Below are 15048 nucleotides of genomic sequence, written 5' to 3'. Positions count from 1 at the left end.
TCTGAGAGTCGCTCGGTTGTCGGCGACCTAAACCGCCGCCTCAGCTGTCGACCTTGAGGGCGGCGATGAAGGCTTCCTGCGGGATGTCGACCTTGCCGAACTGCCGCATCTTCTTCTTGCCTTCCTTCTGCTTCTCCAGCAGCTTGCGCTTGCGCGTGATGTCGCCGCCATAGCACTTGGCGGTGACGTCCTTGCGCAGCGCGCGCACCGTCTCGCGGGCGATCACCTTGCCGCCGATCGCCGCCTGGATCGGGATCTGGAACATGTGCGGCGGAATCAGCTCCTTCATCTTCTCGACCATGGCGCGGCCGCGGCCTTCGGCCCGGGTGCGATGCACCAGCATCGACAGCGCGTCGACCGGCTCGTTGTTGACGAGGATCTGCATCTTGACGAGATCGGCGGGCTGGTAGTCGGTGAGATGGTAGTCGAACGAGGCGTAGCCCTTCGAGACCGATTTCAGCCGGTCGTAGAAGTCGAACACCACTTCGTTGAGCGGCAGCTCGTATTTCACCATGGCGCGGGAGCCGACGTAGGTCAGCTCCTTCTGGTTGCCGCGGCGGTCCTGGCAGAGCTTGAGCACGCTGCCGAGATACTCGTCCGGCGTCAGGATGGTGGCCTCGATCCACGGCTCCTGGATCTCGGCGATCTTGACCACGTCCGGCATGTCCACCGGGTTGTGGATCTCGATTTCGCTGCCGTCGGTCAGCCGCATCTTGTAGATCACCGAAGGCGCCGTGGCGATCAGGTTGAGATTGAACTCGCGCTGCAGCCGCTCCTGGATGATCTCGAGATGCAGGAGGCCGAGGAAGCCGCAGCGGAAGCCGAAGCCGAGCGCGGCCGAGGTCTCCATCTCGAAGGAGAAGCTGGCGTCGTTGAGCCGCAGCTTGCCCATGGCGGCGCGCAGGGTCTCGAAATCGTCGGCGTCGACCGGGAACAGGCCGCAGAACACCACCGGGATCGCCGGCTTGAAGCCCGGCAGCATTTCCGCAACGGGGCGACGGTCGTCGGTGATGGTGTCGCCGACGCGGGTATCCGCCACTTCCTTGATGGCCGCGGTGATGAAGCCGATCTCGCCCGGGCCGAGCTCCTCGACCTGGGTCATCTTCGGAGTGAAATAGCCGACGCGCTCGACGTCGTAGGCGGCGTTGGTGCCGAGCATCCGGATGCGCTGGCCCTTGCGCAGCACGCCGTCGACGATCCGCACCAGGACGACGACGCCGAGATAGACGTCGTACCAGCTGTCGACCAGCAGCGCGGTCAGCGGCGCCTCGCGGTCGCCCTTGGGCGGCGGCAGGCGGTTGACGATGGCTTCCAGCACGTCGCCGATGCCGAGCCCGGTCTTGGCCGAGATCATCACCGCATCGGAGGCGTCGATGCCGATGACGTCCTCGATCTGCTGCTTGATCTTGTCCGGCTCGGCGGCGGGCAGGTCGATCTTGTTGAGGACCGGGACGATCTCGTGGTTGTTGTCGAGCGCCTGATAGACGTTGGCGAGGGTCTGGGCCTCGACCCCCTGGCTGGCATCGACCACCAGCAGCGAGCCCTCGCAGGCGGCGAGGGAGCGGCTGACCTCGTAGGCGAAGTCGACATGGCCGGGCGTGTCCATCAGGTTGAACACGTAATCCTTGCCGTCCTTGGCGTGGTAGTTCAGCCGGACCGTCTGCGCCTTGATGGTGATGCCGCGCTCGCGCTCGATGTCCATGGAATCGAGCACCTGCTCCTTCATCTCCCGCTCGGCCAGCCCGCCGGTGGTCTGGATCAGGCGGTCGGCCAGGGTCGACTTGCCATGGTCGATATGGGCGACGATGGAGAAGTTGCGGATATTGGGGATCGGGGTGCGCGCCATGGCGGCGGGATTAGCATCCGTGCCGCTATGCGGCAACCGCCTTGCCGCCATTCCGCAGCGTCGTGCCGGGGACGGCGGAACGGCGGCAATTTGGCCGCAATGACGCGCTCTGTCCGCCACGCGGCGGGTTGCGCAACGGCCGGCGGTGGCGGATTCTCCCGGCGCGGCGGACGGGCGGCGCGACGGGCGGGAGGGCCATGACACAGGTTCAGTCGGTGACGATCAGACCGGCGCGCCGGGCAGGCGGTTTGCGCCGGCTCGCGGCCGGCCTCGTTCGCCTTTTCACGTCGGCGCGCACCGCGCCGGCCGCCGTGCTGTGGTTCGCGACCGCCCACGCGGTGCTCTGGACGCTGATCCTGGTGGCGCAGAAGGCGGCGCAGGACGTCCATATGGACGTCGCCGAGGCGTTCGGCTGGGGGCAGCAGTTCCTGCTGGGCTACGGCAAGCACCCGCCGCTGTCGGGCTGGCTCGCCGGGGTGTGGTTCTGGGCCTTCCCGGTCCGCGACTGGTCGGCCTATGCGCTGGCCATGGCGATCCTCGGCGTCAGCCTCGTGGTGTGCTGGCTGATCGCCCGCCGCGTCGTCGATGCGCGCCGCGCCGCCGTTACCGTGCTGTTGCTGGCGATCTACCCGATCTTCAATTTCAAGGGCTTCAAGTACAACGCCGACCTGCTCCAGCTCGTCACCCTGCCGCTGATCGTCCTCGCCTATCTCCACGCCTTCGAGAAGCGCAGCGCCGTCTCGGGCTTCTGGCTCGGCCTCGCCGCGGTCGCCGGCATGATGACGAAATACTGGGCGGTCACCGTGATCGGCGCGGTCGGCATCGCGGCGCTCGCCCATCCGGCGCGCCTCGCCTTCCTGCGCTCGCCGGCGCCGTGGGTCGCGGTTGCGGTTTTCCTCGCCGGCATGGCGCCGCATCTGGTCTGGCTGGTGCGGGTCGATTTCGCGCCGCTGGTCTATGCCGGCGACGTCTATGAATTGCCCTCGCGCCTCGCCGGCGCGGAATTCGCCCTGCATTATCTCGGCCACAACATCGCCTTGCTGCTCGTGCCGCTCGCAGCGCTCGCGGTGGCGCTGCGCTGGCGGCCGCTGCGGCATGTGCTGCGGGACACGCCGCTCGACATGATGCGGCATGCGGTGCTGTGGCGTCCGGCCGCCGGCAGCGTCGACGTCAGCCAGGCGCGCAATGTCTGGACCATCCAGGCCGCCCTCGCGGTGCTGCCGCCGCTCGGCGCCGCGGCGCTCGGCATCTACATCAAGACCGACTGGGGGATTCCGCTGTTCTTCCTGGTGCCGCTCGCGGTGCTGGCGGTGCCGTTCCTCGGCGTGCAGCGCATCGTGCTGGTGCGGCTCGCGGCGATCTGGCTGGCCTTGACCCTCGTCGCCCTGGCGGGTTCGCCCTGGCTGGCGGAGATGTCGGTGAAGCCGGAGCCCGAGGTCGGCTCGATGGCCAATCCGACCTCGCAATTCGCGCCGAGGCTGACCGAGGCCTGGCACCAGCGCTTCCACTCCCGCTGGGCGGTGGTGGCCGGGACCACCGAGGTCGGCGCGTTGATGACCTTCTACAGCCCCGATCACCCGGTGACCTTCACCCCCGGGGAGGTCTGGTCGTCGGGGCTGACCTCGCTCGCCGAGGCGAAGCGGCGCGGCTTTATCGGCATTTGCGACACCACCGACAGCCGCCTGCCGGAATGCGAGCGCTGGATGGCGCAGAACGCCGCCAACGCCGAGCGACTCGACGTGAGCGCCCGGCGCTTCTTCCATGGCGAGGCGGGGCCGCAGATGGTGTGGAAGGTCTATCTCGTGCCGCCGGCCGTCGCGGCCCGGTGACGAGCGCCTACTCGTCCTCGCCGAACTTGCGGGTGACGAGATCCGACAGGGCATCGAGCGCCTGGCGCGCTTCCGGCCCCTTGGCCGAGATCACGATCGAGGTGCCGATGCCGGCAGCCAGCATCATCAGGCCCATGATCGAGGTGCCGCCGACGGTCTCGCCGTTGCGGGTCACGGCGACCTCGGCGTCGAACTGCTCGACCATCTGAACGAACTTGGCCGAGGCGCGGGCGTGCAGGCCACGCTTGTTGATGATGGGAACTTCGCGGACGAGGCCGTCGTTCGGCGCGGGCGCTGGAGCGTTGTGACCCTCGTCCGACATCACGGTCATTTGCCGGCAAGAACGCGGCTGGCGATGGTGACGTATTTGCGCCCGGCCTCCTGGGCGGCGGCGATCGCTTCCGGCAGCGGCCGCTCTTCGCGGACCTTGGCGAGCTTGACCAGCATCGGCAGATTGATACCGGCCAGAACTTCGACCTTGGGCCGGCTCATGCAGGAGATCGCAAGGTTGGACGGCGTCCCGCCGAACATGTCGGTGAGGATGGCGACACCGTCGCCGGTGTCGACGCGCTTCACCGCCTCGATGATGTCGCTGCGACAGAGGTCGGCATCATCGTCGGCCCCGATCGTGATCGACTCGATCTGTTTTTGCGGGCCCATCACGTGTTCGAGCGCCGCCCGAAATTCGTCGGCCAGGCGCCCGTGGGTGACTAGAACTAAACCTATCATCGAAGACTCCTCGCGGGTGCTTTGGTGCACCGCACGAAAGGGCCACATCTTGACCATCCGGCGCCCCGAGGCAAGAGGGGGTCGCTGCCCATCCGCGTCTTTACGGCGGCGGAACGGGCGGCGAGGTGGTCGATTGGTGGCAATAATTGGACTTATATGGTTACGAAACCCCTTTGGACAATCAGGGCCTTAAGTCGTATCCGGCGTCGCTCCCGGCGCGGTGATCAGGGCGGCAAGTATCAGGGGATAACCGGACTGCCCGGTGGCGACTGGAATTCGAGGCATCTGAATACCGTTTAGTTCGGTGAAAAGGCTCGCGTCGGAGGGCAGCCGGGCGGCATCGGCGGCGGCGAGGTCGACGACGACGGCGACGGCCGCCTCGGCTGTGAAGGGCATGCGGCGGACGCCAAGGCCGCGGATCTCGATCAGGCCGGCGAGCTGTCCCGCCGGCGCGGCGAACAGCGCGCCGTTGCGGGCCCGCAGGTGGAGCCGGTCGTCGCCGACCAGCGTGGTCGGCGGGATCACGCCGGCCCGGCCGGCCAGGATCAGCTCGAAGGCGAGGCGCGACTTGCCGGCTCCGGAGGGGCCGCGGATCAGCACGGCGCGATCGCCGACCAGCACCGCGGACGCATGCACGGTCGGCTGCGGCGGCGGGGTGTCGGCGGGGACTGTCATCACAGGGCCGGCAGGCGCACGATGAAACGTGCGCCGGCGATCGGCGTGTCGCCGCTGGAGTCCGGTCGGCCCGCCCGGTTCTCGGCCCAGATCCGGCCGCCGTGGGCCTCGACGATCTGCTTGGAGATCGACAGGCCAAGCCCTGAATTCTGGCCGAAGCCCTGCTCGGGACGGTCGGTATAGAAGCGCTCGAAGATCTTCTCCATGGCGCCGGGCCGGATGCCGGGGCCGTCGTCGTCGACCAGGATTTCCACCATGGCATTGCGGGTGCGTCGACACGTCACCCGCACCGAGCCGGTGCTCTCCGAGAATGACTGCGCGTTCGACAACAGGTTGGCGACCACCTGGCCGAGGCGCGAATCGTGGCCGGGGACCGAGAACGCATCGTTCGAGCTGCCCTCGAAGCGGACATGAACCTGGACGTTGTTGTTGCGGCCGGCTTCATTGGCGACCGACGCCAGCGTGGTCAGGAGCCGCCGGATGTCGACCGGGGCGGCGTCCTGGCGCTGCAGCTCGGCGTCGAGGCGGCTGGCGTCGGAGATGTCGGAGATCAGCCGGTCGAGGCGGCGGACGTCGTGCTCGATGACGTGGAGCAGGCGGCTGCGGCTGTTGTCGGTGCGCGCCAGCGGCAGCGTTTCGACCGCCGAGCGCAGCGAGGTCAGCGGGTTCTTGAGTTCGTGGGAGACGTCGGCGGCGAAGCGTTCGATGCCCTCGATGCGGTTGTAGAGCGCCTCGGTCATGTCGCGCAGCGCGCCGGACAGGTGCCCGATCTCGTCGCGCCGGCCGGTGAAGTCGGGGATCTCGACGCGGGTCTTGATGCGGCGGCGGACGCGCTCGGCGCTGTCGGCGAGGCGGCGGACCGGGCCGGCGATGGTGCTGGCGAGCAGCAGCGACAGCATGATCATCACCGCGGCGGCGAGCCCGAACACCTTGAGAATGGCGAGGCGCTCGGCGGTCACCATCTGGTCGATGTCGTCGCCCTGGGTCGAGAGCATCAGCGCGCCGTGCACGGCGCGGAAGCGCTGCACCGGCACCGCCACCGACACGATCACTTCGCCGCGCTCGTTGATCCGCACCATGCTGGCCTTCTGGCCGTTGAGCGCGTCGGCGACCTCGGGATAGCCGGTGCCGTTTTCGGGGCCGAGCTCGCGATAGAGCGGCAGGTCGCCGCGGTTGAGCCAGGTGCGGACGGTGATCATCGCCCGCTCGGTAAAGCCGGGCTTTTCGCTCGAAGGCGGCCCGAGGTCGAACCGCAGCACGTCGCCGCGGCCGTACAGGTTGCGGCTGTCCAGCGTCAGCACGCCGTCGCGGTCATAGATGCGGGCGCGGGTCTTGGTCGGCGAGATCAGCCGCCGCAGCACCGGCGCCACCCGTTCCGGATTGATCGGGAAATCGAGGCCCGAGGCGGCGTCGTCCTGGGGTCCGTAGCTCTCGCCCGGCTTGAGTTCGAGCAGCCGGTCGGGGTCGACGGTGATGGTGTTGGTCTCGACCGTCGCCGATGCGGCGATGGCGCCGGCGATGATCTCGGCCTGGACCAGGAGGCTCTGGGCGCGGGCGTCGATCAGGCCGGCGCGGAATTGCGACAGGTACAGGATGCTCGCGACCAGGGCGATCAGGCCGGCGAGGTTGAGCGAGACGATGCGGCGGGTGAGGCTGGAAAAGCTGAGCGCGAAGACATACTGGCCGGCGCGGCGCAGCAGCGACAGCGGCCGCTGCCAGCCCGGAACCTGCGGGGACGCGGCGGCCTCGTCGGCGGCGTCAGTCTCTCCCTCCGGCGATTGGTCCGGTCCCGGCGCGAGCGAGGGCGCAGCGTCCTTCAGCTCCGGGTCTTGTTCGAGCGGTCGATCAAGCAATGGCCAAACTGCCTGGTTGTTTCGGGAGACCTGCGGCTGCGCGTCCGCGGCGGCCGCAGTCTATCCCAATCGGGCGCCGGATCCAAAACACGAGAATCCGAGGGGATACTCGTCTCCCGTCGCCGAACGACCGCCCCATTTGCCGCACGCACCGACGGTCGTTCGCAGACGCATGGACACCAGCATGATGACAGTTCTGGTGCGGTTTGGGATCTGATGCTGGCACGAAGGCGTCGCCGCGCCAGCCGCAGGCCCTACTTTCAGGCTCAGGTTTCCTTGAAGCGGTAGCCGACGCCGTAGAGGGTTTCGATCATCTCGAACTCGTCGTCGACCACCTTGAACTTCTTGCGCAGCCGCTTGATGTGGCTGTCGATGGTGCGGTCGTCGACATAGACCTGGTCGTCATAGGCCGCGTCCATCAGCGCGTTGCGGCTCTTGACGACGCCCGGACGGGTGGCGAGGGCCTGCAGGATCAGGAACTCGGTGACCGTGAGCGTTACCGGCTCGTTCTTCCAGGTGCAGGTATGGCGTTCGGGATCCATGCGCAGCGCGCCGCGCTCGAGCGCCTTGGGATCGGCCTCCTTGGGTGCCGCGGTCGGGTCCTTGGGGATCGCCCGGCGCAGCACCGCCTTGACGCGCTCCACCAGCAGGCGCTGGGAGAACGGTTTGCGAATGAAGTCGTCGGCGCCCATCTTGAGGCCGAACAGCTCGTCGATCTCCTCGTCCTTGGAGGTGAGGAAGATCACCGGCAGGTCCGACTTCTGGCGCAGCCGGCGCAGCGTCTCCATGCCGTCCATCCGCGGCATCTTGATATCGAGGATGGCGAGGTCGGGCGGGCTGGTGCGGAAGCCATCCAGCGCCGAGGCGCCATCCGTATAGGTCATGATCCGATAGCCCTCGGCTTCGAGCGCGATCGAAACGGACGTCAGGATGTTGCGGTCGTCATCGACCAAAGCGATTGTGGGCATGAGCCTGCTTTCAGATCAGTTTTGCTTTTACTTTGGCGTGGTATGGCGAGCGCATCGTCCCCAGACGCTCTCCGGCGGTGCTCATCCGGTCGTGCCGGGCAACCGGCTTGTGGCGTCGGCAGCGAGCAATGGAAGCGAGGCTGAAATGTGACGAGTTCCGGGAAACCTGCACGGTCAGCGACGGTTCCCGGCTATATAGGGACATTTTGGCAAGGAAAAACCCTCCCACAGTAACTAATATCAGGCCCGCCATGACCCCTGACGCCGAATTCGACCCCGCCAGGCTCGCCCGCGACCTCCTCCGGCGCAGCCGGCAAGGCGCCCTGGCCACCCTGATGACAGGCTCGGGGGCACCTTACTGCTCCCTGGTCAACGTGGCGAGCGCCCCGGACGGCGCGCCGCTGCTGCTGGTGTCCCGTCTCGCCATCCACACCCGCAATCTTCTCGCCGACAACCGCGTCTCGCTGATGCTCGACGAGCGGCGGCCCGGCGATCCGCTGGAGGGCGCCCGGATCATGATCAGCGGCGCGGCGGAAGCGGCCGTCGAGGGCGCGCCCGAAGTCTCGCTGGCGACCTGGCGTCGCCGCTATCTCGCCGCCCATCCCTCCGCCGAGGCGTTCGCCGGCTTCAGCGATTTCCTGTTCGCGGCGATCCGGATCGACAGCGTCCATCTCGTCGCCGGCTTCGGCCGCATCGTCAACCTGCGCGCCGACGAGGTGCTGACCGATGTCACCGGTGCCGAGGCGCTCCTCGCCGCGGAGCCCGAGATCGTGGCCCATATGAACGCCGATCACCGCGCGGCGATGAACCTTTACGCGACACGGCTGCTTGGCGGCGAAGCCGGCGACTGGATCTGCACCGGCTGCGACCCCGACGGCATCGACCTGCAGGCCGCTCGTGCCGTGCTGCGACTTGCCTTCCCGCAGCGGATCGAAACGCCCGGCGCGCTGCGCGCGTTCCTCAAGGATACCGCCGAGAAGCTGCGGACCTGAAGCGCGCGATCGCACGCGTTACGTCGCGGCCGACAACTACAGCGGCGTCACGTTGGCGAGCCGACGAGTCCCACTCCCTTCTTCCGGCCGCGACATCCTCCCCCTGGAGCGCGTCTATCGTAGCTTGCCGAAGCAGATCCTTGAGTGCGCGCCACGCCGGCAGTCTTCAGCAAGCGCCTCGCCTCCCACTTCGTCGTCGCGGGGCTTGTCATCTCAAGTCGGATTTATCCGACTTGCGGCATTTAAGAAGGACGCAACTCGGCTGCGCCGAGTTGCCGTGGACCTCGATGAGGGAGGCACGCTGATGATCACGGTGGCAAACGCACTGATCCCCTCATCGGGGTGGCCGGGACGAGCCCAGCCACGACGAAAAAATTGCGACGAATGCGGTGGTGACGGCGGCTTTATGCCTCTGACGAAATCTGCGAGCCGGCGGCGGATCAGATGTGTGAATACGATGGCTGGAGCGCGTGCCGGGGATCGCCGGTCCAACGACCGTCTTCGGAACCAGCCGTCCCGCTCGCGGCACTCAGGGGCAGGGCTGCGCCGAGATGGTGCAGGTGTAGTAAATGCCGGTCTTTCGGCAGTCGACGGATTTCTGCTGCGCTCGGTTCCAGTCTGCAAAGCGATCGCCGAGAGACGACGCCGCGACCCGCTTCGTCCAGGCGAAGATCGCCGCGCCGAGGGCCTTGCCCTGCTGATCAGTATCGTATCCTTCGGCCGTGAAGCCTGTCTTCGAGCATCCCGGCACCGCCGCCCGCGTCGGCCCGACAGCCAGAAGCATCGCGACCGCGCCCACGAGAAGTCCACCGGATGATATGCGCATAACCGAACTCCTCCGCTGACGATGCAGCAACACCGTTTAGCTGCGCGCGTTGCGCGCGCCCTCGGATGCCGATGGACGATGGTCGTCGGAGAGGCATTGACCCAGGTCAACACCCGCCGTCGGGAGCCGTGTTTCAGGAATGCACGCGAAGGTAGAGTCGTGTGGCGTTCAGGGACTGATGAATTCTCGCCCCCCGTAACGGAGAATTCGATGTCGCGCATCAGCGGCGGCGGATAGGGCAACTGGGGGACGGCTCAGCGGAAAAGAACGACCTGCGGCCCCCCGTCTCCGCCTCTCTGACGCAGATCAACGCCGCACAGCGGGCGGCCGGGGTTGAAGACGAGAACGGCAAACCGGAATGGAGGATCGACAATGTCAAACGGCAGACGACTCCTGCTCATCGCCGCCGCAACCGCCTCGCTCGCCGCCGCGCCCGAGGCGTCTGCGGAGACCTGCCTCAGGATGGTGGTATCTGCGAGCGGCTCGACGAGCATGTGGAACAACGAGGGGGCCGCGAAGCAGTCCGCAATCGTTGCGTGGTCGGCCGCCGCCGCGAAGGATCCTGGTCCCGACTATGCATCGTGGGCACTGGCGCGTGGCAAGAACGTGTCTTGCGCTCCAGTCGCCAAGAGCACGATTCGCTGCACCGCGACGGCGGCTCCCTGCAAGCCGTAGGTCGATTCCTTGCAGGTGTCAGGCGTTCCGCTGCAAGGCCGAGATGGCATTCCCATTGCGCTGCTCGGCCGGAATGATGAACTGCGACGTTGAAAGCGACGGCCCGATCGTATCCGGGTGGCGCGCGCGAGAGCGCAATCCGTGACTCGGGCCTGGTTTGGGATTCCGGGCTTTCGGCCTTCGCCGTTTCCCGGAATGCCGCCGGTTCGTCACCTCATGTCGTCCGGCACATCTTTCCATTCGGTGCAGACGTGGTCGTAGCCCCAGGCCTGGCATTCTCCTTGATGCCTGCCTTTCTCGTCGACCCAGTCCGGATAGCGATGGGTGCACACTTTCACCGCGCGCCAATTCACGCAGACGCGCTTGGTCGGAGCCTTGGCAAAGGAGACATCGCCGCCCATCTGCAGCAGCGCCACGACCGCCGTCGCAACCAGCACGCCTTGCGATATCTTGAGCATCTCGCATTCTCCAGCCGTGATGAATTCTGCGCTTGCATGTTGCGGCGCGGCGCCATTGCCCGGCTTGACATGCGTCAAACCGAGGCGCCGGGCGCTTCGCTTTGCGGGCAGCGTGTGCCGCGAATCCTTCGTGCGAGCGTCAGACCAAAACCCGGGTCACCGGTTGTCTGACAAGGTGATGACGCGATGTTGCGATGCGGCCGATCCGCCGCGCCGCATCAACTGAATCGCGTGGCGTCGCGCGCGCCATCCAATCAACCAAATTGCCGGCAATCGCCTTGGAAAAACGCCGCATCGGCACTATTGATCAGGGATGGAGCCCGCCGTTCAGGTCGTGGTTTCAGTGAGGAGCACCGGCGGATCAACGCCGGGCTCCGGCGGTTACGACGCCGCCGCGCAACCAGGGAGAGCTGCAGTGAAGGAAACGGGCGTGCGTAACGGTGCCTTCGGCGCCGACAAGTTCGGATTTAAGCATCTCGACGCGGTCAATTGGAATCTCGGCACGCCGGCGCTCTACGAATATGCCCTGCGCCACGGCGAGGCGACCGTCACCGCCGACGGAGCGCTCTGCGCCGAGACCGGCGTCTTCACCGGCCGCAGTCCCAAGGACAAATTCACGGTGCGCGACGCCACCACCGAAAATACCGTGTGGTGGGGCGGCAACCAGTCCATCACCTCCGGGCAGTTTCAGGCGCTGTACGAGGATTTTCTCCGTCATGCCGAGGGCATGACGCTGTTCGCCCAGGATCTCTATGGCGGCGCGGATCCGGCCGTCCGCATCCGCACGCGCGTCTATACCGAACTCGCCTGGCACTCGCTGTTCATCCGCACCCTGCTGATCCGTCCCGCCATGAGCGAACTTTCGGATTTCGTGCCGGATCTCACCATCGTCGATCTGCCGAGCTTCCGCGCCGATCCGGAACGCCACGGCGTGCGCTCCGAGAATGTCGTGGCGATCGATTTCGCTCGCAGGATCGTGCTGATCGGCGGCTCGCAATATGCCGGCGAGATCAAGAAGTCGGTGTTCACGACGCTGAACTACTATCTGCCCGCCCAGGGCGTGATGCCGATGCATTGCTCGGCCAATGTCGGTCCCGAGGGCGATGCCGCCATCTTCTTCGGCCTGTCCGGCACCGGCAAGACGACGCTGTCGGCCGACCCGGGCCGCACCTTGATCGGGGACGATGAGCACGGCTGGGGCGACAACGGCATCTTCAACTTCGAGGGCGGCTGCTACGCCAAATGCATCAAGCTGTCGGCGGAGGCCGAGCCGGCGATCTATGCGGCCAGCAGGCGCTTCGGCACCGTGCTGGAGAATGTGGTGTTCGATCCGCATAGCCGCGAGGTCGATTTCGACGACGGCTCCAGGACCGAGAATACGAGGTCGGCCTATCCGCTGGATTTCATCCCCAATGCGTCGCCGACCGGCCGCGCCGGACAGCCGAGGAACCTCGTCATGCTCGCGGCCGACGCCTTCGGTGTATTGCCGCCGATCGCCAGGCTGACGCCCGCCCAGGCGATGTATCACTTCCTGTCGGGCTACACGGCCAAGGTGGCCGGCACCGAACGCGGCGTCACCGAGCCGCTGCCTGAATTCTCCACCTGCTTCGGTGCGCCGTTCCTGCCGCGCGATCCGTCGGAATACGGCAACCTGCTGCGCCAGCTGATCGCCCGGCACGAGGTCGATTGCTGGCTCGTCAATACCGGCTGGACCGGCGGCAAATACGGCGTCGGCAGCCGCATGCCGATCAGGGTGACCCGCACGCTGCTGACCGGGGCGCTCAACGGCTCGCTCCGCAACGTTGCTTTCCGGGCCGACCCGTATTTCGGTTTCGCGGTGCCGACCGCGGTGCCCGGCGTGCCTGACGAGATTCTCGACCCGGTGAATACCTGGAGCGACAAGGCGGATTTCGACCAGACCGCGCGCCGCCTCGTAGCCATGTTCCAGAAGAACTTCGCGAGGTTCGAAGGCAAGGTGGATCCGGAGGTGCGGGCGGCGGCGCCAGAGATCCGGCTGGCGGCGGAATAGCGCGCGATCGATCGGGTTCTGCGGGAGGACGGACGCTGGCGATGTGGCCGGCGGGCGTGTCGGTGCCCTCTCGCCGACACGGCATGCCGGGTCGGCGCGTTCGCGGGGACGACGGCTGCGGGAGTGGCGCCGCCGGGCGCGCCACTCCCTTACGTCTTCGGATGACTACGTCTCCGGATGACCGTCGGAGTGTGCGGCGGATAGGGCGGTCTTTCAGGCGCGGCGCTGCGCTGCAACGGTGTCGAGCAGCCAGCTCCTGAACGCCAGCGTTGCCGGCGAGGCGCGTTTCGACCGCAGCGCCGTCAGCCAATAGTCGCCGGTGTGAATGTCGATCTTGAACGGCCGCGCCAGCCGTTGCTGCTGCAGCTGATCCTCGAACATGCTGGCCGGGAGCAGCGCGACGCCGGCGCCGCGCGCCGCCACTTCGGCCATGATGATCGATGAATCGAACATCGCGCCCTTGATCGTCGGGCTGACGAGGCCGGCCGCGGCGAACCACTGCGGCCATTCGTCGGGCCGGTAGGATCGCAGCAAAACTTCCCGCTTGAGGTCGGAGGGCCGTCGCAGCCGCCTCGCCACCTTGGGCGCGCAGAGAGGGGTCAGCGGCGCCGCGAACAGCCGGATCGCTTCGGTGCCGTGCCAGGAGCCGTCGCCGAAGCGAATGGCGAAGTCGAGACCCTCGCCGGCGAGGTCGACGCGGTTGTTGTTGGTCAGCAGCCGAAGGTCGACGTGGGGATGGGCCTTCTCGAAAGCCGCAAGGCGGGGCAGCAGCCATCCGGTCGCGAAGGTTCCCACGACGCCGACGGTGACGACGTCGCGAAAGTAGCCGCCCTCGAAGCGATCGAGGGTGGCGCGGATGCGATCGAAGGCATCGGCGATCGCCGGCAGCAGCGCCTGTCCCTCGTCGGTCAGCGCGAGGCCGCGCGGCAGGCGGCGAAACAACTGCACGCCGAGCAACTCTTCCAGGCTCTTCACCTGGTGACTGACCGCGGCCTGGGTAACTCGCAGCTCGAGGCCGGCTCTCGTGAAGGACAGCTGCCGGGCGGAAGCCTCGAAGGCGCGCAGCGCGTTGAGCGGCAGGTGCGATGATCTCATCTCGTGACCCAAATTTTTCTAATGTCTCCTCCGACGATTGATCGTTTGTCAAGGCGTGCTGTCGCGGACACCTTGTCGCCGCAACGAAAAGGGACGAATCGATATGATGGTGATGACAAGACGCCGGTTCGCGACGGCGGCTGCTGCGGCAATGCTGGCGGTGCGCGGAGGATTGGGCGGATCGATTGCGGCGCGGGCGGCCGCCGGCGCGCCCGAGACATTCGCAGCGGAATTGAAGCGCCTGGAGATCGAGAGCGGCGGCCGGCTCGGCGTCGCGGTGCTCGATACCGGAACCGGCGCGGTCGTCGGCCAGCGCATGGACGAACGCTTCGCCATGTGCAGCACCTTCAAGCTGCTGGCGACCGCCGCCATTCTGGCGCGCGCCGATGCCGGCAAGGACGACCTGTCGCACCGGATCGTCTTCAAGGGCCGCGATCTCGTCGCCTATTCGCCGGTGACCAAGGATCGCGCCGGCGGCGACGGCATGCGGATCGACGAATTGTGCGAAGCGGCGATGACGCGCAGCGACAACACCGCCGCCAATCTCCTGGTGGCGCGGCTGGGCGGCCCGGCCAAGGTCACGGCCTTCGCGCGGCGCCTCGGCGACAAGGTCACCCGGCTCGATCGGATCGAGCCCGGCCTCAACCTCGGCCGACCCGGCGACGAGCGCGACACCACCGCGCCGAAATCCATGGCGGCGAACCTGCAGGCGCTGGTGCTCGGCAATGTCCTCTCGCAGCCATCGCGCGACACGCTGACCGCCTGGCTGGTCGGCAACAAGACCGGCGACACGCGCCTGCGTGCCGGCCTGCCGGCCTCCTGGCGTCTCGGCGACAAGACCGGCACGGGCAGTCACGGCACCGCGAACGATATTGCGATCGTCTGGCCGCCGCAGCGCGCCCCGGTCATCGTCTCGGTCTATCTGACGGGGGCCAGCGTCAATCTCGACGGCCAGAATGCCGTGATCGCCTCGGTCGGACGCGCCGCGGCTGCGCTGATCGGCGTTTAGGGCGGGCCCCGCCATGGGGGCGAATGCTGGTGACGAACGGGCTCCGGGAAAAATACTGTGTCGC

Annotated in this window: 14 protein-coding genes; 4 read left to right on the top strand and 10 right to left on the bottom strand. The window is 67.1% G+C overall.

Annotated features, from left to right (window positions below; all coding sequences use genetic code 11):
- Positions 1 to 40 precede the first annotated feature (40 nt).
- Positions 41 to 1846 (bottom strand): translation elongation factor 4, encoded by a 1806-nt coding sequence (gene lepA / locus DB459_RS06275; protein WP_253712049.1) that lies wholly within the window; start codon positions 1844 to 1846, stop codon positions 41 to 43.
- Between the two features lie 197 nt (positions 1847 to 2043).
- Here lepA and DB459_RS06270 point away from each other — a divergent pair, with 197 nt between their 5' ends.
- Positions 2044 to 3675 (top strand): glycosyltransferase family 39 protein, encoded by a 1632-nt coding sequence (locus DB459_RS06270; protein ID WP_253712048.1) that lies wholly within the window; start codon positions 2044 to 2046, stop codon positions 3673 to 3675.
- Between the two features lie 7 nt (positions 3676 to 3682).
- Here DB459_RS06270 and DB459_RS06265 read toward each other — a convergent pair whose 3' ends face one another.
- From DB459_RS06265 to DB459_RS06245, 5 genes are all read right to left on the bottom strand, one after another.
- Complete coding sequence (locus tag DB459_RS06265) at positions 3683 to 3997, bottom strand: HPr family phosphocarrier protein (protein WP_253712047.1); 315 nt, start codon at positions 3995 to 3997, stop codon at positions 3683 to 3685.
- Positions 3998 to 4002: 5 nt separating this feature from the next.
- Positions 4003 to 4404, bottom strand: a complete 402-nt coding sequence (locus DB459_RS06260) for a PTS sugar transporter subunit IIA (protein ID WP_253712046.1) — start codon at positions 4402 to 4404, stop codon at positions 4003 to 4005.
- A 189-nt stretch (positions 4405 to 4593) separates the two neighbouring features.
- Positions 4594 to 5079 (bottom strand): HPr kinase/phosphorylase, encoded by a 486-nt coding sequence (locus DB459_RS06255; protein WP_253712045.1) that lies wholly within the window; start codon positions 5077 to 5079, stop codon positions 4594 to 4596.
- Complete coding sequence (locus DB459_RS06250) at positions 5079 to 6932, bottom strand: stimulus-sensing domain-containing protein (protein WP_371926880.1); 1854 nt, start codon at positions 6930 to 6932, stop codon at positions 5079 to 5081. The genes DB459_RS06255 and DB459_RS06250 overlap by 1 nt, the downstream gene beginning before the upstream one ends.
- Positions 6933 to 7198: 266 nt before the next feature.
- On the bottom strand, positions 7199 to 7900 hold the full coding sequence (locus DB459_RS06245) for a response regulator transcription factor (protein WP_253712044.1): 702 nt from the start codon (positions 7898 to 7900) through the stop codon (positions 7199 to 7201).
- 251 nt (positions 7901 to 8151) lie between these two features.
- Between DB459_RS06245 and DB459_RS06240 the strand changes: the two genes are divergently transcribed.
- Positions 8152 to 8892, top strand: a complete 741-nt coding sequence (locus tag DB459_RS06240) for a HugZ family protein (RefSeq protein ID WP_253712043.1) — start codon at positions 8152 to 8154, stop codon at positions 8890 to 8892.
- A gap of 529 nt (positions 8893 to 9421) precedes the next feature.
- On the opposite strand, the gene DB459_RS06235 is transcribed toward DB459_RS06240, so the two are convergent.
- The 3 genes from DB459_RS06235 to DB459_RS06225 all read right to left on the bottom strand — a co-directional run bounded on the left by DB459_RS06235 (position 9422) and on the right by DB459_RS06225 (position 10851).
- The gene (locus DB459_RS06235; protein ID WP_253712042.1) at positions 9422 to 9691 is read right to left on the bottom strand and encodes a hypothetical protein; all 270 of its coding nucleotides are present in this window, start codon (positions 9689 to 9691) and stop codon (positions 9422 to 9424) included.
- A gap of 281 nt (positions 9692 to 9972) precedes the next feature.
- The gene (locus DB459_RS06230) at positions 9973 to 10221 is read right to left on the bottom strand and encodes a hypothetical protein (RefSeq protein ID WP_253712041.1); all 249 of its coding nucleotides are present in this window, start codon (positions 10219 to 10221) and stop codon (positions 9973 to 9975) included.
- Positions 10222 to 10602: 381 nt separating this feature from the next.
- Positions 10603 to 10851, bottom strand: coding sequence for a hypothetical protein (locus tag DB459_RS06225; protein ID WP_253712040.1), 249 nt, complete (start codon positions 10849 to 10851; stop codon positions 10603 to 10605).
- Between the two features lie 415 nt (positions 10852 to 11266).
- Here DB459_RS06225 and DB459_RS06220 point away from each other — a divergent pair, with 415 nt between their 5' ends.
- Entirely contained in the window at positions 11267 to 12880 is a 1614-nt protein-coding gene (locus DB459_RS06220) for a phosphoenolpyruvate carboxykinase (protein ID WP_253712039.1), read from the top strand.
- 213 nt (positions 12881 to 13093) lie between these two features.
- On the opposite strand, the gene DB459_RS06215 is transcribed toward DB459_RS06220, so the two are convergent.
- Positions 13094 to 13975, bottom strand: a complete 882-nt coding sequence (locus DB459_RS06215) for a LysR family transcriptional regulator (protein WP_253712038.1) — start codon at positions 13973 to 13975, stop codon at positions 13094 to 13096.
- A gap of 103 nt (positions 13976 to 14078) precedes the next feature.
- Between DB459_RS06215 and bla the strand changes: the two genes are divergently transcribed.
- Positions 14079 to 14984 carry a class A beta-lactamase gene (bla, locus tag DB459_RS06210; protein WP_371926879.1) on the top strand — a complete coding sequence of 302 codons (906 nt, stop codon included), beginning with the start codon at positions 14079 to 14081 and terminating at the stop codon, positions 14982 to 14984.
- Positions 14985 to 15048: the final 64 nt, after the last annotated feature.

It is taken from the genome of Bradyrhizobium sp. WD16, from assembly GCF_024181725.1.
Lineage (GTDB): Bacteria > Pseudomonadota > Alphaproteobacteria > Rhizobiales > Xanthobacteraceae > Bradyrhizobium_A.
This window is presented reverse-complemented; position numbering and strand designations above follow the sequence as displayed.

Coding starts and splice junctions, on each gene's coding strand:
- DB459_RS06260 (WP_253712046.1), bottom strand. CDS start 4,404: ATGATAGGTTTAGTTCTAGTCACCCACGGGCGCCTGGCCGACGAATTT.
- DB459_RS06265 (WP_253712047.1), bottom strand. CDS start 3,997: ATGTCGGACGAGGGTCACAACGCTCCAGCGCCCGCGCCGAACGACGGC.
- DB459_RS06270 (WP_253712048.1), top strand. CDS start 2,044: ATGACACAGGTTCAGTCGGTGACGATCAGACCGGCGCGCCGGGCAGGC.
- DB459_RS06240 (WP_253712043.1), top strand. CDS start 8,152: ATGACCCCTGACGCCGAATTCGACCCCGCCAGGCTCGCCCGCGACCTC.
- DB459_RS06245 (WP_253712044.1), bottom strand. CDS start 7,900: ATGCCCACAATCGCTTTGGTCGATGACGACCGCAACATCCTGACGTCC.
- bla (WP_371926879.1), top strand. CDS start 14,079: ATGATGGTGATGACAAGACGCCGGTTCGCGACGGCGGCTGCTGCGGCA.
- DB459_RS06255 (WP_253712045.1), bottom strand. CDS start 5,079: ATGACAGTCCCCGCCGACACCCCGCCGCCGCAGCCGACCGTGCATGCG.
- DB459_RS06215 (WP_253712038.1), bottom strand. CDS start 13,975: ATGAGATCATCGCACCTGCCGCTCAACGCGCTGCGCGCCTTCGAGGCT.
- DB459_RS06225 (WP_253712040.1), bottom strand. CDS start 10,851: ATGCTCAAGATATCGCAAGGCGTGCTGGTTGCGACGGCGGTCGTGGCG.
- lepA (WP_253712049.1), bottom strand. CDS start 1,846: ATGGCGCGCACCCCGATCCCCAATATCCGCAACTTCTCCATCGTCGCC.